The sequence below is a fragment of the Zavarzinia sp. genome (assembly GCF_041650655.1).
Lineage (GTDB): Bacteria > Pseudomonadota > Alphaproteobacteria > Zavarziniales > Zavarziniaceae > Zavarzinia.
This window is the reverse complement of record NZ_JBAZKR010000041.1, coordinates 19,217-38,447: the sequence shown is the minus strand read 5'-3', so window position 1 is coordinate 38,447 and position 19,231 is coordinate 19,217. Positions and strand designations below refer to the sequence as shown.

Here is a 19,231-nt window from a genome sequence, read left to right as displayed (position 1 = left end):
TTCGGCATCGACCTGCGTTCGGTCTTTTCCAACACCGGCAAGGATGCGCTGTGGCGCCTCGACCTGCTCATGCCCGCCCCGGCGGAGGAGACCCCGCGATGAAGGCCCGGCGCATCATCCCGCAGGCCGCCCTACTCACCGGCCTCGTCTTCCTGGCGGGCTGTGCCGGCGGCGACCAGGTCGGCCTGCCGCGCGACGCCGGCAAGAACCTGGTCGGCGAAGCCTGCACGGTCACGACCGAAGCCTCGCCGCTGGGCAGCGGTGCGGCGCGGCGTGCGATCCACTGCGGCTCCTGGCAGGAACCCTCGGCCCGGCTGATCGCGCTCACCGGCGGCGGGACGCCGGAGGCCGCGATCCGCCAGGGCGAATGGCGGACCGAAGTCGATTCCCGCATGACCTGCGCCGCCCCCACGGCGACCCGCTTCGCCGGCGACATCGACGGGCTCCTCATGCAGTGCCGGCTGCGCAGCGGCGGCTTTCCCGTGGTCGCCTTCGCCGCCGCGGCGGAGGGCAAGCTGTTCCTGGCCGACGGCATTCCGGCCGCGGTGCCGGTGGTCGAACGGGCCATGCAGGCCGCCCTCGGCCGCGCCGCGCTGGGCGGCACCACCGCCGAATCCCGGGCGATCGCCTTCATCCGCGGCGCCAGCGGCCTGCCCGTCGTCGGCGCCGACACGCTGAACGCCTATTACACCGCGATGGCGACCGCCCAATATCAGGACACGGTGCAGGATTTCGCCGCCTCGGAAGAGAATTACCGGAAAGCCCTGCTGGCCCAGGCGAGCGCCATCGGCAGCGACGATCCGAGCAGCGCCGATCCCCTGATGCATGTCGCCCTGGAGCTGTCCAACCAGGGCCGCTTCGACGAGGCGGCTGGTGTCTTCGACGAGGCGGAGCGCCTGGCCGCGGCCAGCCCCAATCCGGCCGACACGCCGCGCCTGCTGAGCTACCGGGCGATCGATGCGGCCAACCAGAACAAGCTGGACGTCGCCCTCGGCTTGGCCCAGCGCGCCACCGCGGCGCGCCGCCAGGCGGCGGAGCGGGAGGGTGCCGTGGCCGGTGCCCCGCCCGGCGGCAACGACGATCTGATCTCCTATGCCGGCGTCTCGGCCTCGGTGCTGGCGGTCGACGTGGCGCAGAGCCTGCACACCGAAGCCGCCCTGCAGCTCCGTATGGGCCGCTTGGACGAGGCTCAGGCGGCGGTCGATCAGGCGATCGGCATCGTGCGCAACAGCCGGGTGGCGCCACCCTGGTGGCTGCCCCAGTTCCTGGAGACGCGGGCGACCATCGCCGCGGCGCGCGACGACCGCGCCAGTGCCGTCGCCCAGCAGGGCGAGGCGGTCAACCTGTGGGCTTCGATCCTGCCGGATTCTGTCCCCGAAGGCCTGGCCCGCCTGGGTCTCGGCCGGGCGCTCTACGCCGCCGGCCAGGGCGATGCCGCGCTCGACTCCTATCGCCGCGGCTTCGCCGTCCTGAAGGCGCGCAATGCCGAAGTCCGCCCGCGCGAATTGATCGGCTTCCTCGACACCGCCTCGGCCATCGCCGCGGCCGATCCGGCCCGGCGCGACGCCCTCTCGGTCGAGATGTTCGAGGCGATGCAGCTCATGCGCTCCGGCATCACCAGCCGCACGGTGAGCCTGGCGACCGCCCGCCTCGCCGCCGGCGACCAGGCAGTCGGCCAGGTAATCCGCGCCCAGCAGGAGAACGAGCGCAAGCGCTATGCCCTGGTGGCGGCGCTGAACCGCGCCCTCTCCGCGCCGGAAGAGATCCGCGACGTCAAGGCGATCGCCGGGCTGCGTGACCAGCTCACCGCGGTCGAGGCCGAGGGGCGCGGCCTGGATTCGACCCTTCAGGCCGCCTCCTCCGGCTATCGCCAGGTGCTGGCGACCCCGGTTTCCGCCGCCGAGCTGCAGAAGCTGCTGAAGCCCGGCGAGGCGGTGGTCGCCTTCGCCACGGCCGAGAATGCCACCTATGGCTTCCTGGTCCGCGGCGACCGGCTGCGGGTCTGGCGCATCGATGCCGGCGACCAGGCCCTGGGCGATGCCGTGCTGACCCTGCGCAAGGGTGTGACAGCGGGCAAGAAGGGCATCGCCCCCTTCCCCGTCGCCCAGGCGAACCAGCTCTACGACGCCCTGCTGGGCCCAGCAGTGGCCGACCTCGACGGCGTCACCGCCCTGGTCACCAGCGCCAACGGCCCGCTGGCCAGCATTCCCTTCGCCATCCTGGTGGCGAGCCCGGGCAATGCCGTCGGCGAGAATTACCGCGGCGTCGACTGGCTGGTGCGCCACTATGCGCTGGCCATGGTGCCCTCGGTCCGGGCCTTCGCCGATCTCCGCCGGGTCACCGCCGCATCGGGCGGCACCCAGGTGATGGCCGGCTTCGGCGACTATCGCCCGCCACGCGATTTCGCCAGCCTGTTCGCCAGTCTGCCGGCCAATTGCACGCGCGACCGCAAGGTGCTCGGCGCGCTCGGCGCCCTGCCGGCGACCACGATCGAACTGCGCCAGGTCGCCGATCTGGTGGGCGCCGGGCCAGACGCCCTGACCCTCGGCCCCGCCTTCACCAAGGCGGCGATCGAGGGCAAGCCGCTGTCCGACTATCGGATCCTCTATTTCGCCACCCATGCCGTGCTGGCGAGCGACATCCGCTGCTTCGCAGAGCCGGCCCTGCTGGTCACCCCGCCACCCGGCGGCACGGCCGACAGCGCACTGCTGAAGCTCAGCGACATTCTCGACCTGCATCTCGATGCCGATCTCGTCGTGCTCTCGGCCTGCAACACCGGCGGCACCGACGGCAAGAACGGCGGCGAAGCACTGTCGGGCCTGGCGCGCGCCTTCTTCTATGCCGGCGCCCGCCGCCTGGTCGTGTCGCACTGGCCGGTGCCGGATGCGTCGACCGCGGCGCTGATGGTCAACATCTTCTCGCAGGGCGACGGTGCCGGCGGGGCGGCGGCGATGCGCAAGGCCCAGCTCACCCTGATCGATGGCACCGGACCCGGGCGCATCCCGGTCCAATGGTCACACCCGCTGTTCTGGGCGCCGTTCAGCGCGATCGGCGACGGCTCGGGGGTCGCGCTGCACTGATCAGCCGGTGTAGGCTCGACGGATGCGTGCTTACCTCCACCATCCGTCGATCCACGCCTACGACCAGAAGGTTCCCAGCTGGTGGGCTGCTTCGGCAGGCCCGGCCCCGGATGCCCCGCCGCTCGAGGGCGGAATTTCGGTCGATGTCGCCGTGATCGGCGGCGGTTTCACCGGCCTCAATGCCGCCCTGGCGCTGCGCCGGGCCGGCAGTGCCACGGTCGCCGTGCTCGACGCGGCGCCGATCGGCTGGGGGGCGTCGGGCCGGAACGGCGGCTTCTGTTGCCTCGGCTCGGCCAAACTGTCCTGGCCCGGAATCATCCGCCGCTTCGGCCTCGAGGAAGCCCAGCGCTTCTTCCGCCTCCAGGTCGCCGCCATCGACCATGTCCGCCACCTGCTCCAGGACGAGGCGATCGACGCCGAGGCGGGGCCGGCGGGCGAGGCCGTGCTGGCCCACCATCCGAGGGCCATCGCCGGCCTCGAAGAGGAGAAGGATCTCTTCGCCCGTCACTTCGATACGGCCTGCACCCTGCTGCCCGCGGAAGCCCTGGCCGAACACGGCATCCGCACGGCGGAAGCGAAGGCCGGCCTGCTGGTGCCCCACGGCTTCCCCCTGCATCCGCTGAAATATGTCCAGGGCTTGGCGGCACGGGTGATCGCCGCGGGCGCCCGGGTCCACGGCCGGAGCCCGGTGCTCGCCTGGACGCGGGAAGGCCGCCGCCACCGGCTGACCACGCCGCGAGGCTCGGTCCTGGCCGACCGAGTCGTGGTGGCAACCGCCGGCTTCACCCGCGACGACCTGCATCCGGCCTTCACGGGACGCCTGCTCCCCGTCCTCACCAACATCGTGACGACCCGCCCGCTGACCGAGGCCGAGCGGGCGGCGGAAGGCTTCACCAGCCTGACCATGTGCGCCGACACGCGGCGCCTGCTGCATTATTTCCGCCTGCTGCCCGACGGTCGCCTGATGTTCGGCGCCCGCGGCGGCATTTCCGCCGACCCGGCGGCGGAGGGGACCATGCGCCAGCGGCTGGAGAGTGATCTCGCCGCCATGTTCCCGACCCTGGCCGGGGTCGAGACGACCCATTTCTGGCGCGGCCTGACCGATCTCGCCTACGACCTGCTGCCCCATCTCGGCACGGCCGAGGACGGCACGGTGCATTACCTGCTGGCCTTCCACGGCAATGGCGTCGCCATGGGCAGCCTGGGTGGCGCCCTGATCGGGCGGCGGCTCGCCGGGCTCGCGGTCGACCTGCCGACGCCCATCACACGCCCCCTGCCCCGCTTCCCCTTCCCCGCCCTGCGCCAAGCCTACCTGCGCGCGGCCTATGCCGCCTTCGCCTGGCGCGACCGGCACGGGCGGTGATCCCGCCCTACGCAATTCGGCGGGGTTGGGGATCCACCCTATTGCCACGCTGGAATCCTGCCGTTAACTGTTTATCGAGAGGCAGCACCGGCCGTGTGGATCCGTGAGGGGCGCCTGGTCGGCAGGGAGGATAGATGACCGCAGGTCCGGGCACGGCACCGGTTACCTACGATCGGCGATGGCTGATCGAGCGGCTGGACACGCCGGTCACTCCCGGCCAGGCAAAGCCGCGCCGCGCCGTCGTCCTGTTCGAAATCGTCGGCATCGCCAATATCGAGGACCTCCTCGGCTTCTCCGGCCGCGAGCGAGTGATCGAGGGAGTCGGTCTGCGGCTGCGCGAGGCACTGGCGGAAGTGCCGGTCGGCCATCTCTTCGCCAATGAATATTTCGCCCTGCTGGAAAGCGAGCGGGTCGAGAGCGAGGTCGTCGGCCTGATCGACCGGGCCCTGCAGGCGATCGGCAGGCCCGTGCCGGCCGGCACCGACTTGGTCAGGGTCGACCTCAAGATGGGCGTCGTCTTCGCGCCGGATCATGGTGAGTCGAGCGACGTCCTGCTCTCACGCGCCATCGCGGCGCTGAATGCCGCCGGCCGCTACCGCCAGCAGGTCGCCTATTTCGACGAGGAGATCGCCCGCGCCGCACGCCTGCGGGCCGAGATGCACGCCGACCTGCGCCACGCCCTGGAACGCGGGCAGATGTCGCTGCATCTCCAGCCCAAAGCACGGCTGCCGGACAATCTCGTGGTGGGCTTCGAGGCACTGGTGCGCTGGCACCGGCCAGGACAGGGGTCGGTCGATCCCCAGGTCTTCATCGAGCTGGCCGAAGAGACCGGGCTCATCCGCGACATCGACTTGTGGGTGGCGACCGAAGCAGGTCTCGCCATCATGCGCATCAATGCCGCCCTGGGCACCGCCTTCTCGGTCGCGATCAACGCCTCGCCCAGCGAGTTGGACGCCGGCGGCTATGTCCTCGGCCTGCAGCAGGTGATGGCCGAGACCGGCGTGCCGGCCGAGTGGCTCGAGGTCGAAATGACAGAGACCACCATCGCCGAGGACATGGAGGCGGCGGTCTGCCTGCTGGCCAGCATACGCGCCCTGGGCGTCAAGGTCTCGATCGACGATTTCGGCATGGGCTATTCGTCGCTGCACCGGCTGCGCCGCTTCCCGGCGACCGGGCTGAAGATCGATCGTTCCTTCGTCGACGAATTGGCGACCTCCAAGGCGGCGGCGCTGATCGTGCGCGCCACGGTGGAACTGGGCCACGGCATGGGCCTGGAGATCATCGCGGAAGGGGTCGAGACGGTCGAACAGCTCGAACTGCTGGCCCGCCTCGGGGTCGACCAATACCAGGGCTACCGCCTGGCCAAACCCATGCCGGAAGACGAGCTGATGCGCTGGCTCGCCGCCCGGCAAGGGGGCGCGGCCGGCGCGCCCAACGCGCCGGCCGCTTCTCGTCAGATGCCGCTCAGCGGAAACCCCGGCTGAGCTTGCGTTTGGGCTGTTCCTGATCCATCAGCTCGTACCACATGGCATTGAGGACGGCGAAGGCGGCGGCCAGTGGAAGGCCGAGCAGCCAGGCGAAGTACCACATGTCGTAACTCCTTTTCCCGGTCAGTAGGCGTGGCCGCCCTTGGCGGTGATCGACTTGGGATCGACCTTGCCCCACAGCACCCGGTAGACCCAGGTCGTGTAGGCCAGAACGATCGGCAGGAAGATCACCGTGACCACCAGCATGATGAACAGCGTGAGGTGGCTCGACGAGGCGTCGAACACCGTCAGGCTGGACTTGGGATCGATCGACGACGGCAGGATGAAGGGGAACATCGAGACGCCGACGGTCGAGATGATGCCGAAAATGGCGAGCTTGCTGGCCAGCAGCGTCGCCACCTCGCGCCGGGCGCGCAGCCCGGCGAAGGCGAGCAGCGAACCGGCGAGGCCGAGCGCCGGGGCGATCAGCAGCCAGGGATGGGCGCCGTAATTGGCGAACCAGGCCCCCGGCATGACGGCGGCCGTCTTCAGCAACGGGTTCGACGGCCCTTCGGGATCGACCGCGCTGGTGATGACATAGCCGTCGACCATCAGGCCGAGGGCGACACCGCCGAGCAGGAAGAGCGCAAAGGAGGCGAGCGCCGTCACCATGCCGATGGCGCGCGCCCGTTCCTGCACCGCCCCGTCGGCCTTCAGCACGAGCCAAGCCGCCCCGTGGGTGACCAGCATGGCGACCGAGAGCAGGCCGCACAGCAGGGCATAGGGGTTGAGCAGGCCGAAGAAAGTGCCGTCGTAGAAGATCCGCAGGTCGGCGTCGAGCCGGAAGGGAACGCCCTGAAGCACGTTGCCGACCGCCACGCCGAAGATCAGCGAAGGCACGAAGCCGCCGACGAAGAGGCCCCAGTCCCAGGCGTTCCGCCAGGTCGCACTTTCGCGTTTGCTGCGGTACTTGAAGCCCACGGGACGCAGGATCAAGGCCGCCAGCGTAGCGAACATGGCGAGGTAGAAGCCCGAGAAGCTGACCGCATAGAGCGGCGGCCAAGCGGCGAAAATGGCGCCGCCCCCGGTGATCAACCAGACTTGGTTACCTTCCCAGACCGGCCCCACCGTGTTGATGGCGATGCGCCGTTCGAGGTCGGTCTTGCCGACGAAGGGGATCAGGGCGCCGACGCCGAGGTCGAAACCGTCCGTCGCGGCGAAGCCGATGAGCAACACGCCCATCAGCACCCACCAGATCAGGCGGAGCGTTTCATAGTCGAGGAGTGTGTGCAGGGTCATTGTCGTTACTCCACCGGCACGATGGCGGGAGAGATCAGTTCGGCTTCGGGCTGCTCGTCCGCCTCGGGACCCAGGCGGATCGCCTTCAGCATCAGGCCCATCTCGATGACGATCAGGATGGTGTAGATCGCGACAAAGCCGGCGAGGGTCAGCAACACGGTGCCGGCCCCCAGGCTGGAGACCGCGGCCGCGGTCGGCAGCACGCCTTCGATGATCCACGGCTGACGCCCGAATTCGGCGACGAACCAACCGAGTTCGGCAGCGAGCCAAGGCAGCGGGATGACCAGCACGGCGAGCCGGAGCAGCCAGGTGCGTTTCAGCAGGTTGCGCCGGGCCGAGAGCACGAAGAAAGTGCCGAGCAGGGCGATGAAGAGGAAGCCGAGCCCGACCATCAGGCGGAACGACCAGAACAGCGGCGACACCTGGGGCACGGTATCCCAGGCCGCCTTGGTGACCTGTTCGTCGGTCGCCTGCCGCGGATCGTCGACATAGCGCTTCAGCAGGAGGGCATAGCCGAGCTGCTGGCCATTGTCTTCGAAGGCGGTCTTCACGTCGGCCGGCACCGCGGCCATCGAACCGGCAGCGCGGATCTTCTGCAGGGCGTCATAGGCGGCGATGCCCTGACGGATGCGGTCCTTGGCCTTCTCGACCAGGTCCTTGATGCCCGGCAGCGGGTCGGTCAGGCTGCGGGTCGAGATCAGGCCGAGCACGGCCGGGATCTTGATCGCATAGTGGGTCTCGCGCGCTTCCTGGTCGGGGAAGCCGATCAAGGTGAAGTCGGCGGGCGCCTTTTCGGTCTCCCACATGCCTTCCATGGCGGCCAGTTTCATCTTCTGGTGCTCGGTCGCCAGGTAACCGCTCTCGTCACCGAGGACGACGACCGAGAGCGAGGCGGCGAGGCCGAAGGAGGCGGCGACCGTCATCGAGCGCTTGGCGATCTCCATGTGGCGGCCCTTCAGGGCATACCAGGCCGAAACGCCGAGCACGAAGATCGAGGCGGTCACGTAACCGGCCGAGACCGTGTGCACGAATTTGGCCTGGGCCACCGGGTTGAACAGCACCTCGAAGAAGTTCGACACTTCCATCCGCATGGTCAGCGGGTTGAACGTGGAACCCACCGGGTTCTGCATCCAGCCGTTGGCGATCAGGATCCACAGCGCCGAGAGGTTGGAGCCGAGCGCCACCGCCCAGGTGGCAGTCAGGTGCCCGACCTTCGACATGCGGTCCCAGCCGAAGAAGAACAGGCCGACGAAGGTCGCCTCCAGGAAGAAGGCCATCAGGCCTTCGATCGCCAGCGGCGCGCCGAAGATATCGCCCACATAGTGGCTGTAGTAGCTCCAATTCATGCCGAACTGGAATTCCATGACGATACCGGTGGCGACGCCCAGCACGAAGTTGATGCCGAACAGCGTGCCCCAGAATTTCGTCATCTGGCGCCAGATCGAGCGGCCCGTCATGACATAGACCGTCTCCATGATGGCGAGCAGGATGGAGAGGCCGAGCGTCAGCGGCACGAAGAGAAAGTGATAGAGGGCCGTCATCGCGAACTGCAGTCGCGACAGGCCGACAATGTCCAGTTCCATGTCATTTCGCGCCGGCATCCACCGGCGCCCTCCTGATGGACCTAGCCCGTTGCCGGGCAAAAGACCGCCTACCCGTCCCTCAACCGGGCAAGCATGTCATCGAAAGCCGGCTCGCCCCTGCGGGCGGACCGGATAGCGCCGCCGTCGCCCACCGCCAGCAGGCGGTCGGCGATCGCCGCCTCGCGCCTGAGGTGGGTGGCAATCAGCATGGTGTGGCCCGCAGCGCCGGCCCGGATGCGGGCCAGGACGTCGCGGGCGGTGTCGCGGTCCAACCCCTCGGTCGGCTCGTCGAGGAGCCGGAGGGGGGCCGCGTGCAAGAGAAGCCGGGCCAGCGCGAGGCGCCGCCCCTGGCCGCCGGAAAGACCCAGACCACCGTCGCCGAGACGGGTCGCAAGACCCTGCGGCAGCGCGCGCACATCCTCGGCCAGGCCGGCGGCGTCGAGCGCCGCCCAAAGAAGGGCATCGTCGGCCTCGGGGGCGGCGAGACGCAGGTTTTCGGCCAGGCTGTCGCGGAACAGGTGGCTCGCCTGAGTCATCAGGGCAGCCGGTGCGGCGGTGACGGTGCCGCTATCCGCCTGCTCCTCGCCCGCGATCAGGGCGAGCAGGCTGGACTTGCCGGCGCCACTCGGTCCGACCAGGGCGACGATCTCGCCCGCCGCCACGTCGAGATCCAGATGCTCGAACAGTGGCCGCCCGTCGCGGCAGAAACGCACGCCCGAAAGTGCGACGGCGAGGCCGGCCGGCGGGGCCACCGGATGCCGCTCCACCGGCGGTGCGGTCAGCACCGGACCGAGACGGTCGAGGGCGAGCAGGCTGCGGCCGAGTTCGACCGCGCCCCGGCGCAGTGCGCCGAAGGGCTCCATCACCGCGACCGCGACCAGGATGGCCATGGCCGCCAGGGGTGCGTCGATGCGACCGGCCTGGATCAAGGCCGCGGAACCGAGCAGAATGCCGGCCGGCAGCAGGGCGCCGACCAGCCCGAAGGCGAGGCCGGCGCCGGTCTCGATCCGGTTCAGCCGGTCGTCCGCCGCGGCCAGATAGGCGTCGGCCGCCAGCACCGCATCACGCCGGGCCGCCAGGCGCCCGGCGACGACCCATTCGGTCTGGCCGTCCACCAGGTCGATCGTCCGGGAACGCAACGCCTCGAGGCCGAGGGCGCGGCGCCGGGCCGGCCGGCGAGCCGCCCGGGCCGCCAGCAGGGGCACGGAAACCCCGGCCAGCAGCAGCACGGCGGCCAGCGCCGCGCCCAGCCAGGGCGCCAGCAAGCCGAGGGCGAGCGAGGCCACCAGCGCCGTCCCCAGGACCGCCGTCACCGGCACCACGAGCTTCAGATAGATCGCTTCGAGCGAATCGATGTCGCCGGTCAGACGGAACAGCAGGCGGGCCGGCCGCGCCGCCAGCTCGCGCGCCGCCCCGGCCACGGCATAGCCGCGGAACAGACGGACGCGAAGGGCCGCGAGCAGCGTGAGTGTGGCGTCATGGGTGACCAGCCGCTCGCCGTAGCGGGAGGCGGTGCGCCCGATCGCCAGCAGGCGGATGCCGGCCGAGGGCGCGAAGACGTTGAAGGCCAAGGCCGCCGCCGGCGCCAGGCCGACGATGGCACTCGCCGTGATGAACCAGCCGGACAGGCCGAGCAGGGTGAGCCCGGCCAGCGCCGTCACCACGGCGAGCAGTGCCCCCAGCAGCAGCCGGCGGCGATCGGCGAGGGCGAGCAGGACGCTCAGGCCACGGCGGCGCATGGCGCACCTCCGATCGTCACCGTGCGGTCCATGGCAGCGGCCAGCGCCGGGTCGTGGGTGGCGACGATCAGCGTCACCCCTTCGGTGAGGGCCAGGAGGCCCCCGGTGACCGCCCGCGCGGTCGCCTGGTCGAGATGGGCGGTCGGTTCGTCCGCCAGCACGAGGCCGAGGTCCGGCGTCGCGGCCGCACGGGCCAGGGCGAGACGCGGCGCCTCGCCGCCCGAGATGCCGATGCCGCCTTCGCCGAGCTGGCGCGCCGCCCCCTCGCCCGCGACGCCGTCCAGTGCCGCGACACGGAGCGCCGCCGCGACCGCCGCGCCGTCGACGCCGTCGCGACCGAGGGCGACGTTGGCCCGCATCGACCCGGCGAAGACATGGGGCCGCTGGCCGACCCAGGCCAGGCCAGCCCGTGCCGCCGCCGCCGTCTCCGCCGTCAGGGCGAGGCCGCCGATCGAAATCCGCCCCGCCTCGGCCGGCGCCAGGCCGGCGATGAGCGAGAGCACGGTGGATTTGCCGGCGCCCGAGGGACCGAGCAGGGCGACCCGCTCGCCCGGTTTCACGACCAAGTCGAAACCGTCCAGCACCGGTTCGGCCGCACCTTGATGGGTGAAGCGCAGGCCGCGCAGCTCGACCCCGAGCGCGCCCGTCGCGGGACGGGCGGGCACGGGGTCGAGGGCACCGGGCAGCACCATGCCGGGAGCGCCGAGCCGGGCCAGGGCATCGAGCCCGGCCGCCCCCGCCGCCCGGTCATGCCAGACCGCGGAGAGATCGCGCAGCGGCTCGAAAAAGGCGGGCGCCAGCAGCAGGATGAACAGGGCCTGGCCGAGATCGAGCCGGCCGCCCCAGGCGCCGAAACCGATCTGGCCGAGCAGGTGGAAACCGATATAGACCGCCACCATGGCGACCCCCAGCATGGAGAAGAGTTCGAGCACGGCGGACGACAGGAAGGCGATGCGCAGCACCTGCAGGGTGCGGCGGCAGAGATCGAGCGCCTGGACCTGGAGCCGGCGCGCCGTCGCCTCGACCGCGCCCAGCCCGCGCAGCGTGGGCAGGCCGCGCAGACGGTCGAGCAGAAAGGCATTCATGCCGCCGAGTTCGACCATCTGGGCCTCGCTCGCCGCCTGGGCGCGCCAGCCGACCAGGGCCATGAAGACCGGGATCAGCGGCGCCGCCACCAGCAGGACCAGGGCGGCGGCCCAGGACAGCGGCACGACGACGGCGAGGATCGCCAGCGGCACGGCGACGACGCGGAGCTGTACCGGCCGGAAGCGGGCCAGGAAGGGCACCAGGGCCTCGGCCTGTTCGGCCAGCACGCTGGCGGCCAGACCGGCCGGATGGCGCCCGGGATCGAGCGGCGAGCCGGTGGCAAGCATGGCGCTGGCCCGGGCCCGGGCAGCGCCGACCGCAGCCCGCGCATGACGGAAGGAGAGCCGCGCACCGGCGGCATCGAGCACGGCCCGCCCGACGCCCAGCAGGGCGACGGCGAGCGCCGGAAGGATGACGGTGGAGAGGCCGGCGCCATCGGCCAGACGCTGCACGGAAAGGGCGAGAAGGGCAGCGATCGGCAGCCAAGCCAAGGCGGCCAGGAGCGAGAGGACGGCGCCGGCTTCGACCCGGCCGCCAGCGGCGACACCTGCGGCCTCGCCACTACCGGCGGCGGATTCTTCCGCCTCGTCGGATCGCGGATCCATTCTGGATGCCATCCCGCCGTTCCTAATTTCAATAACTCTTAATATCATGATCGGCACCGACAATCCACGCGGCAAGGCTGTTTCGCCCGACTGCGACAACATGGATCAGATGCCGGACCCTTGCCCGGCGCCGTAACTCGAAAGATAGCAACGGGGCGCGAACCGCCCCGGAAAGGCAGTCATCAGCAGCGCGAGTGCGCAGCCTGACGTTCCGTCAGAGGAGGACGGGCGGCCCCCGCGGCTGGACGCTGACGACATGACGAAGGACCGGCGCAGTGAGGGGCTGCCGATGCCAATCCGTCGTTCCATGCCGTTCCGGTGCGACCAGCGTGGCGGGCGCAGTGCCGAGGAACTGCCCCGCCATGGCGGTGGTGATGCACACCTGGCATCGATATTTCGATGCCGGCGGCGATTTGCGGTCGAGCGGTGCCGTGTAACCGTCGCCGCAAAGTTCGGCCAATGCCGCCTTGAGCGCAGCGAGCGAATCGATGCGGACCGGCGTCATCGGAGACAGGGGGGCCACACCGCCGATCAGCAGGGCGAAGACGGCGAGAAACGCCAGTGCCTGGCGCCTCCACCCGTCTCGAATATCGCCGACTGCCACCACGGAATGCTTCCTTCAGGCCCGGGCGGGCGAAGAATCTCCTCGGCCCGACAGGGGAGGATCATGCTCGCGGCATCCGGGAGGGGCCTTGATATGGCTCAACGGCATCGCATATTTCATTTTACGAATACATATATTATATATTGAACAAACCGTCGGAAGCCATGCGAGGCCCGGAATCATGACCCAGTTTCTCCTGCCCGCCCTGGGCGGAGCTTTTCTCGCCCTGTCGGCCGTCCTGCTGATGGCGTCGCTCGGCCGGATCGCCGGCATCAGCGGCATCGTCGGCGGCCTGTTGCCGCCGAAGCCGGCCGCGGGCGACGAGGCCGCTTGGCGCTATGCCTTCATCGTGGGCCTGCTGCTCGGGCCTGTGGTGTTGCAGCTCGTGACCGGCGCGAACGGCATCGGCGCCCCGGCGGCGAGCCTGCCCGCCATGGTCGCCTCGGGCCTGCTGGTCGGCATCGGTACCGCCCTCGGCTCCGGCTGCACCTCGGGCCACGGCATCTGCGGCCTGCCGCGCCTGTCGGTCCGCTCCTTCGTCGCCGTCGGCACCTTCATGGCGACCGGCGCGCTCACCGTCTTCGTCACCCACCATCTCTTGTGATCCGCACCATGGCCCGCATTCTCGCCGCTCTCGCCGCCGGCATCCTGTTCGGCCTCGGCCTCGCCCTCGGCGGCATGACCGATCCTGCCGTCGTGCTCGGCTTCCTCGACATCGCCGGGGCGTGGAATCCCTCGCTCGCCTTCGTCATGGGCGCCGGCGTGGTGATCACCTTCTTCGGCTACCGCCTGACCATGGCGCGGGGCCGCCCGCTGCTCGCCCCCAACTTCCAGCTCCCGACGCGGAAGGACATCGACCCCGCCCTGGTGGGCGGGGCGGCGATCTTCGGCGTCGGCTGGGGCCTGGCCGGCTACTGCCCGGGTGCTGCCGTTTCTTCGGCCGTGTCGGGCAGTCTCGATGTCTTCGCCCTGCTCGCCGCCATGCTGGTCGGCATGGCGATCGTGCGCTTCGCCCGGCGCTGAGCCATGGACGCGGCGGTGCTCGAAACGCTGCGCTGGGCCGCCCTGGTGGCGGGTGCCCTGCTCACCACCCTGTTCGAGATCCGCCAGCGCCACCGCCTGACCGCGCGCCTGCGCCACATCACCATGCGGGAACGCTGGCTCGCGGCGATCACCGCCCGCCCGGGCCAGGAGATCGTCGCCGTGCAGACGATCCGCAATTCCCTGATGGCGGCGACCATCGTCGCCTCGACCACGGTGATCGCCCTGATGGGCACGATCAGCCTGATCGGCCCTATCGCCTTCCGCGTCGTCCTGCATGTGCCGGGCAGCGGGGCCGAAGAGGCGGTGCATCCGATCCGCCTGACCGTCGGGGCCTTACTGATCGTCGTGCTGTTCGCCGCCTTCCTGTTCGCCACCCAGTCGTCGCGTTTCTACAACCACCTGTCCTATCTGGTCGGCTTTGGGCCGGCGGCGACCGACGACGACCGGGCGACGGCGCGGCGCTATGTCGCCCTGGCCGGGCGTTATTACAGCGACAGCCTGCGCACGCTGATCCATCTGGCGCCGCTGATCGCCGCCCTGTTGGAGCCCCTGGCCGCCCTGCCCGGCGCCTTCGCCGTGATGGCGGTGCTGACCTGGTTCGACCAGCGCTCGCCCGGGACCGAGACCGCCTGATCAGCTCAGCGGCGTTGCCACCACCCGGGCATAGGCCGGGCGTTCCTTCAGCAGGGCGTACCAGCGCGCCAGATAGGGCGTCGCCGGCCGCTCGATCGGCAGGTTGAACCAACCGTGGATCAGGACGCCGAGCGGAATGTCGCCGATGCCGAGCCCGTCACCCGAGAGATAGGGCCATTCGGCCAAGGCCGCCTCGGGAATCGCCAGCAGGCGGCCGGCAGCGACGATCGCTGCCTCGATCGCGGCCGCGTCGCGCTGCTCCGGCGGGGTGCGTACCAAGCCCCGGAAGATCGGGCCGAAGACCGGCGCGAAGGCGGTGCTGCACCAATCCATCCAGCGGTCGGCATGGCCGCGGTGGCGCGGTTCCTCGAGCCACAGCAGGTCGCGGCCATAGGTGGCGGCCAGATAGCGCACGATGGCGTTCGATTCCCAGAGGACGAAGCCGGCGTCCTCGATCGTCGGCACCAGGCCGGTCGGATTCAGGCGGCGGTATTCCGCCGTGTCGACCACGCCGAAGGCACCGCCCGCCTCGCGCCGGTCATAGGCGAGATCCAGTTCCTCGGCGCACCAGAGGACTTTCTTCACATTGGACGAATTGGCCCGTCCCCAGATCGTCAGCATGGCACCTCCCGCGCGACTTCACGCAGTGACGGCCACCGGCTTCGCCACGTCAAGCGTGGCGGGGTCGAGGGCCGCCATCGCCTCGGCCTGACTGAGGAAGACTCGGCCGGAGAGATGGCGCAGGAAATCGCTCCGCTTCAGGCGGTCCATCACCGGCCCCTTCACCTCGGAGAGGTGGAAGGTGACGCCGGCATCGCGCAGGCGGGCGTCGATCGCCTCCAGGCTTTCGAGGGCACTGGCATCGATCAGATTGACGGCCGAACATTGCAACACGACATGGGCGACCTTGGGCCGGCTGGTCACCAGGTCGTAGATCCGGTCTTCCAGGTAGCGGGCATTGGCGAAATAGAGGCTCTCGTCGACGCGGACCGTCAGCACCGTGTCGCTGGTGATCACGGCGTGACGCTCGACATTCCGGTAGTGCTCCGTCCCCGGCACGCGGCCGACGATCGCCATATGGGGCCGGCTGGTGCGATAGAGGAAGAGCAGAATGGAGAGTGCCGCACCGGCCGTGATGCCGGCCTCGACCCCTTCGAACAGGACGGTGACAATGGTCACCACCATGGCCGCGAAATCGGCCTTGGAATAGGCGAAGGCCCGCTTCAGCGCGGCGATGTCGATCAGCGGGATGACGGCCAGGATGATGATCGCCGCCAGCACGGCCTGGGGCAGCTTCTCGAACAGCGAGGTCAGCCACAGCATGGCGACGACGATGCCGCCCGCGGTCATCACGCCGGCGAACTGTGTCTCCGCCCCGGCCTCGTGATTGACCACCGAACGGGTGAGCCCGCCGGTCACCGGATAGCCGCCGGTCAGGCCGGCCGCCAGGTTGGAGACGCCGAGCGCCACCAGTTCGGCGTCGGCGTCGATCCGGTCGCGCCGCCGGGCGCCCAGCGTATGGGCGATCGAAACCGATTCGACGAAGCCGACCAGGGCGATCAGCAGCGACGGCACCAGCAGCCGGAGCCAGAGCACCGGGTCGAACACCGGCAGGGTCAGGGGCGGCAGGCCCGCCGGGATCGCCCCCACCACCTTGACCCCGGCCTGGTCGAGCGACAGGGCGGCGACCACCAGGGTCGAGACTGCGACGGCGAGAACCGGACCCGTCTTGGCCAGGATGTCGGCGACACGGGGCGACAGGCCGAGCCGGCGCAGCAGGAATTTCAGCCGCCGCCGCGCCCAATAGAGGAAGCCCAGTGCGGCGAGGCCGACCGCCACCGTGATCCCATTGGTGCCGCCGACCGTCGCCGCCAGCCCTTCGAGCAGCGACGGCAGCGTGTCGCCCGCCGCCTTGACGCCCAGGATATGCTTGATCTGGCTGGTCGCGATCAGCACACCCGAGGCGGTGAGGAAGCCCGAGATCACCGAATGGCTGATGAAATTGGCCAGGAAGCCGAGCCGCAGCAGACCCATGGCGAGCAGGATCAGACCCGATTCCAGGGCCAGCACCAGGGCCGCGGCCAGATAGCCGGCGGTGCCGCCGGCCACCACCGGCCCGATCGCCGACGCGGTCATCAGCGAGATCACCGCGACCGGGCCGACCGCCATGGTCCGGCTGGTGCCGAAGACGGCATAGGCGATCAGCGGCAGGATCGAAGCGTAGAGGCCGATATAGGGCGGCAGCCCGGCCAGCAAGGCATAGGCCAGGCTCTGCGGCACCAGCATGATGGTGACGACGATGGCGGCGACGGCATCGGCCGCGAAATCGTCGCGGCGATAGTGGGCGGCCCAGTCGAGACAGGGCAGCAGGCGGCGCAACACAGGCGGCATGGCGTCAGGCCGGGCGGCGGGCGCGGAAGCGGATCAGGGCACCCTGGCCGCGGTGTCCCTCACCCTCGTCCAGGGCCACGTCGGGGGTCGACAGATGTTCGATCGCGAGGTCGGTGAAATCGGCCCGCAATTCGTCCTCGGTATAGAGCCAGTCCGGATTGCGCGGCCCGCCGGAGGCGCGGCCGAACTGTTCGCGCCGGAAACCTTCGATGATCACCATGCCGCGCGGCGCCAGGGCCTCGACGATCTGGCGATGCAGGGTCCGGCGGAGCGCCGCCGGCAGGTGGCCGTAGACCTGCACCACCGCGTCGAAGGCCGCCGCGGGCGGCGACCACAGGCCGAGATCCTGCTGGCGCACCGTGATGGGCAGGCGCAGCGCCGTCGCCCGGGCCTGAAGCTGGCGGCAGGCGACGCCCGAAAGGTCGAGCGCCGTCACCTCGAAGCCGCGTGCGGCCAGCGCCAGGGCATTCCGCCCCTGGCCCTCGGCCAGGCAGAGCAGGCGGGCGCCGGGGGCCAACGCCAGGCTGCAATCGAGCACGAAGGCCGAAGGGGCGAGGCCATAGAGCGCCTCGTCGCCCGAGAAACGGGCGTCCCAATCGGGCGGTGCCGGCAGCGTCACCGGCGTCATCCCCGGCTGGCCGCCCCGAGCAGGGGGCGGAGGCCGGAGAGATCGCAGCCGCCGGCCCGGGCGGTCGCCACGATGTCGTCGGCCGACATGTTCCCGGCCTGGGCGAGCGCCCAGAGCGAGGCCGAGCGGTTGCCCGAGCGGCAGAAAGCCAGCACCGGCCCCGGCAGCTCGGCCAGCGCCTCGGCGAAGCTCGCGACCACGGCGGGCGAGGCCGCCATGGGCGAGGCGATCGGCAGGTGGCGATAGGCCATGCCCTGGGCTTCGGCGGCGGCGGCGATGGCGGCCGACTTGGCCTGGCCCCACTCCTCACCGTCCGGGCGATTGTTGATCAGGGTCTTGAAGCCCATGGCCGCCAGCTTGGCGACATCGGCGACCGAAACCCCGCCGGTCACGGTGAGCCCCGGGGTGATCTGCTTCAGCGCTTCCATGATCGCCTCAGCGTTTGCCGGCCGGGCAGGTCTTGATGCCGAGCAGAGTGTAGAGCGGGCACCAACCCATGGCGGCGGTCGCCAGCGGCACGATGCCGATCAGGCCGAACCAGCGGGCCGAGCCGTCCAGCACGACGAGGAGGGAGAGCAGGATCAGGCCTACGACGATGCGCAGGATGCGATCGGCAGAGCCGACATTCTGGGTCATGACGAAACTCCTCAAAGGGCGTTCAGGGGAATCTTCAGGTAACGCGTACCATTGCTCTCGGGCGGGGGCAGTTCGCCCGCGCGCATGTTGACCTGGACCGAGGGCAGGATCAGGCGCGGCATGTCCAGCGTAGCGTCGCGCGTCTTGCGCATCTTCACGAAATCCGCTTCCGCGATGCCGTCGTGGACATGGACGTTGCGCGCCTTCTCGTCCCCGACCGTGGTCTCCCAGGCGTAGCTGTCGCGCCCGGGGGCCTTGTAGTCGTGGCACATGAAGAGGCGGGTTTCCGGCGGCAGGGCGAAGATCCGCCGGATCGAGCGATAGAGCGTGGCAGCGTCGCCCCCCGGGAAGTCGCAACGCGCCGTGCCGTAGTCGGGCATGAACAGCGTATCGCCGACGAAGCCGGCATCGCCGATCACATAGGTCATGCAGGCCGGCGTGTGACCCGGCGTGTGCAGCGCCCGGGCCTCGATCGAACCGACCTCGAAGGTCTCGCCATCCGTGAACAGATGGTCGAACTGGCGTCCGTCGGTGGCAAAGCCCGGCTCGGCGTTGAAGACCTTGGCGAAGATCCCCTGCACCACCTTGATGTTGGCGCCGATGGCGAGCTTGCCGCCCAGGGCCGCCTTCAGGTAGGGCGCGGCCGACAGGTGGTCGGCATGGACATGGGTCTCCAGCAGCCATTCGACGGTAAGGCCGCGGGCCTTCACGAAGGCGATGATCTCGTCGGCGGAGGCATGGGAGGTGCGGCCGGACGCCGGATCGTAATCGAGCACGGAATCGACGATCGCGGCCACCTTGGTCGCCGGATCTTCGACGACATAGCTGACCGTATAGGTGGCCGGATCGAAGAAGGCTTGGACGACGGGCTTCATGGACGGGGCTCCTGGGCTGGCCGCACTCTTTATGTTTCTAGAATTTATGTTTTTATATAATGAATTTCAACCCCTATCTCACAGGCCCACGCCGGAAATTGCGACGCAATCTGCACCAACGCATCCATTGAAAAACGACCTCGCCCGTCATGGCCGTGCTCGACACGGCCATCCATGGCAGCTCCCTACCGACGGTGTT

The 19,231-nt window shown here is 69.9% G+C and carries 18 protein-coding genes; 6 read left to right on the top strand and 12 right to left on the bottom strand.

The genetic code is table 11. The annotated features are described in order from the left end of the window. Positions 1-98: 98 nt before the first annotated feature. From WC493_RS11275 to WC493_RS11265, 3 genes are all read left to right on the top strand, one after another. Positions 99-3,080: a CHAT domain-containing protein gene (locus WC493_RS11275; protein ID WP_373065605.1), complete on the top strand. Its 2,982-nt coding sequence runs from the start codon at positions 99-101 to the stop codon at positions 3,078-3,080. Between the two features lie 22 nt (positions 3,081-3,102). Beyond that, positions 3,103-4,443: an NAD(P)/FAD-dependent oxidoreductase gene (locus WC493_RS11270; protein WP_373065604.1), complete on the top strand. Its 1,341-nt coding sequence runs from the start codon at positions 3,103-3,105 to the stop codon at positions 4,441-4,443. 134 nt (positions 4,444-4,577) lie between these two features. Continuing rightward, complete coding sequence (locus WC493_RS11265) at positions 4,578-5,927, top strand: putative bifunctional diguanylate cyclase/phosphodiesterase (RefSeq protein ID WP_373065603.1); 1,350 nt, start codon at positions 4,578-4,580, stop codon at positions 5,925-5,927. On the opposite strand, the gene cydX is transcribed toward WC493_RS11265, so the two are convergent. The 6 genes from cydX to WC493_RS11235 form a co-directional block, all read right to left on the bottom strand. Then, positions 5,908-6,033, bottom strand: coding sequence for a cytochrome bd-I oxidase subunit CydX (cydX, locus tag WC493_RS11260; RefSeq protein WP_373065602.1), 126 nt, complete (start codon positions 6,031-6,033; stop codon positions 5,908-5,910). The two genes, WC493_RS11265 and cydX, sit on opposite strands and share 20 nt — an antisense overlap. Before the next feature lie 20 nt (positions 6,034-6,053). Continuing rightward, positions 6,054-7,208 carry a cytochrome d ubiquinol oxidase subunit II gene (gene cydB, locus WC493_RS11255; RefSeq protein WP_373065601.1) on the bottom strand — a complete coding sequence of 385 codons (1,155 nt, stop codon included), beginning with the start codon at positions 7,206-7,208 and terminating at the stop codon, positions 6,054-6,056. Positions 7,209-7,213: 5 nt separating this feature from the next. Next, positions 7,214-8,791: a cytochrome ubiquinol oxidase subunit I gene (locus tag WC493_RS11250; protein WP_373065600.1), complete on the bottom strand. Its 1,578-nt coding sequence runs from the start codon at positions 8,789-8,791 to the stop codon at positions 7,214-7,216. Positions 8,792-8,859: 68 nt separating this feature from the next. Beyond that, on the bottom strand, positions 8,860-10,530 hold the full coding sequence (gene cydC / locus WC493_RS11245) for a thiol reductant ABC exporter subunit CydC (RefSeq protein ID WP_373065599.1): 1,671 nt from the start codon (positions 10,528-10,530) through the stop codon (positions 8,860-8,862). Continuing rightward, positions 10,512-12,221 carry a thiol reductant ABC exporter subunit CydD gene (cydD, locus tag WC493_RS11240; protein ID WP_373065598.1) on the bottom strand — a complete coding sequence of 570 codons (1,710 nt, stop codon included), beginning with the start codon at positions 12,219-12,221 and terminating at the stop codon, positions 10,512-10,514. Before cydD ends, cydC begins: the two co-directional genes overlap by 19 nt. A 214-nt stretch (positions 12,222-12,435) precedes the next feature. Then, on the bottom strand, positions 12,436-12,828 hold the full coding sequence (locus tag WC493_RS11235) for a hypothetical protein (protein WP_373065597.1): 393 nt from the start codon (positions 12,826-12,828) through the stop codon (positions 12,436-12,438). A gap of 178 nt (positions 12,829-13,006) precedes the next feature. Here WC493_RS11235 and WC493_RS11230 point away from each other — a divergent pair, with 178 nt between their 5' ends. From WC493_RS11230 to WC493_RS11220, 3 genes are read left to right on the top strand one after another with little or no spacing between them, the layout of a single operon-like run. Further along, complete coding sequence (locus tag WC493_RS11230; protein WP_373065596.1) at positions 13,007-13,429, top strand: YeeE/YedE family protein; 423 nt, start codon at positions 13,007-13,009, stop codon at positions 13,427-13,429. Between the two features lie 8 nt (positions 13,430-13,437). After that, positions 13,438-13,848, top strand: coding sequence for a DUF6691 family protein (locus WC493_RS11225; RefSeq protein WP_373065595.1), 411 nt, complete (start codon positions 13,438-13,440; stop codon positions 13,846-13,848). Positions 13,849-13,851: 3 nt separating this feature from the next. After that, entirely contained in the window at positions 13,852-14,502 is a 651-nt protein-coding gene (locus WC493_RS11220) for a DUF599 domain-containing protein (protein ID WP_373065594.1), read from the top strand. Here WC493_RS11220 and WC493_RS11215 read toward each other — a convergent pair whose 3' ends face one another. Genes WC493_RS11215 through WC493_RS11190 form a run of 6 tightly spaced genes read right to left on the bottom strand, consistent with a single transcriptional unit; the run spans position 14,503 to position 19,032 of the window. After that, positions 14,503-15,123, bottom strand: a complete 621-nt coding sequence (locus WC493_RS11215; protein ID WP_373065593.1) for a glutathione S-transferase family protein — start codon at positions 15,121-15,123, stop codon at positions 14,503-14,505. An 18-nt stretch (positions 15,124-15,141) separates the two neighbouring features. Next, positions 15,142-16,893, bottom strand: a complete 1,752-nt coding sequence (locus tag WC493_RS11210) for a SulP family inorganic anion transporter (RefSeq protein ID WP_373065592.1) — start codon at positions 16,891-16,893, stop codon at positions 15,142-15,144. Positions 16,894-16,897: 4 nt separating this feature from the next. Then, positions 16,898-17,512, bottom strand: coding sequence for a class I SAM-dependent methyltransferase (locus tag WC493_RS11205; protein WP_373065591.1), 615 nt, complete (start codon positions 17,510-17,512; stop codon positions 16,898-16,900). Between the two features lie 5 nt (positions 17,513-17,517). Next, positions 17,518-17,949, bottom strand: a complete 432-nt coding sequence (locus WC493_RS11200; RefSeq protein WP_373065590.1) for a TIGR01244 family sulfur transferase — start codon at positions 17,947-17,949, stop codon at positions 17,518-17,520. A gap of 7 nt (positions 17,950-17,956) precedes the next feature. Beyond that, positions 17,957-18,157, bottom strand: a complete 201-nt coding sequence (locus WC493_RS11195) for a DUF2892 domain-containing protein (RefSeq protein WP_373065589.1) — start codon at positions 18,155-18,157, stop codon at positions 17,957-17,959. 11 nt (positions 18,158-18,168) lie between these two features. Further along, entirely contained in the window at positions 18,169-19,032 is an 864-nt protein-coding gene (locus tag WC493_RS11190; protein ID WP_373065588.1) for an MBL fold metallo-hydrolase, read from the bottom strand. Between the last annotated feature and the right edge of the window lie 199 nt (positions 19,033-19,231).

Excerpts from the sequence above, each read along its gene's own strand:
- WC493_RS11225 (WP_373065595.1), top strand. The coding sequence starts at position 13,438 with ATGGCCCGCATTCTCGCCGCTCTCGCCGCCGGCATCCTGTTCGGCCTC.
- cydX (WP_373065602.1), bottom strand. The coding sequence starts at position 6,033 with ATGTGGTACTTCGCCTGGCTGCTCGGCCTTCCACTGGCCGCCGCCTTC.
- WC493_RS11215 (WP_373065593.1), bottom strand. The coding sequence starts at position 15,123 with ATGCTGACGATCTGGGGACGGGCCAATTCGTCCAATGTGAAGAAAGTC.
- WC493_RS11200 (WP_373065590.1), bottom strand. The coding sequence starts at position 17,949 with ATGGAAGCGCTGAAGCAGATCACCCCGGGGCTCACCGTGACCGGCGGG.
- WC493_RS11220 (WP_373065594.1), top strand. The coding sequence starts at position 13,852 with ATGGACGCGGCGGTGCTCGAAACGCTGCGCTGGGCCGCCCTGGTGGCG.
- cydC (WP_373065599.1), bottom strand. The coding sequence starts at position 10,530 with ATGCGCCGCCGTGGCCTGAGCGTCCTGCTCGCCCTCGCCGATCGCCGC.
- WC493_RS11270 (WP_373065604.1), top strand. The coding sequence starts at position 3,103 with ATGCGTGCTTACCTCCACCATCCGTCGATCCACGCCTACGACCAGAAG.
- WC493_RS11250 (WP_373065600.1), bottom strand. The coding sequence starts at position 8,791 with ATGGAACTGGACATTGTCGGCCTGTCGCGACTGCAGTTCGCGATGACG.
- WC493_RS11210 (WP_373065592.1), bottom strand. The coding sequence starts at position 16,893 with ATGCCGCCTGTGTTGCGCCGCCTGCTGCCCTGTCTCGACTGGGCCGCC.
- cydD (WP_373065598.1), bottom strand. The coding sequence starts at position 12,221 with ATGGATCCGCGATCCGACGAGGCGGAAGAATCCGCCGCCGGTAGTGGC.
- WC493_RS11265 (WP_373065603.1), top strand. The coding sequence starts at position 4,578 with ATGACCGCAGGTCCGGGCACGGCACCGGTTACCTACGATCGGCGATGG.
- cydB (WP_373065601.1), bottom strand. The coding sequence starts at position 7,208 with ATGACCCTGCACACACTCCTCGACTATGAAACGCTCCGCCTGATCTGG.
- WC493_RS11195 (WP_373065589.1), bottom strand. The coding sequence starts at position 18,157 with ATGACCCAGAATGTCGGCTCTGCCGATCGCATCCTGCGCATCGTCGTA.
- WC493_RS11275 (WP_373065605.1), top strand. The coding sequence starts at position 99 with ATGAAGGCCCGGCGCATCATCCCGCAGGCCGCCCTACTCACCGGCCTC.
- WC493_RS11230 (WP_373065596.1), top strand. The coding sequence starts at position 13,007 with ATGACCCAGTTTCTCCTGCCCGCCCTGGGCGGAGCTTTTCTCGCCCTG.
- WC493_RS11190 (WP_373065588.1), bottom strand. The coding sequence starts at position 19,032 with ATGAAGCCCGTCGTCCAAGCCTTCTTCGATCCGGCCACCTATACGGTC.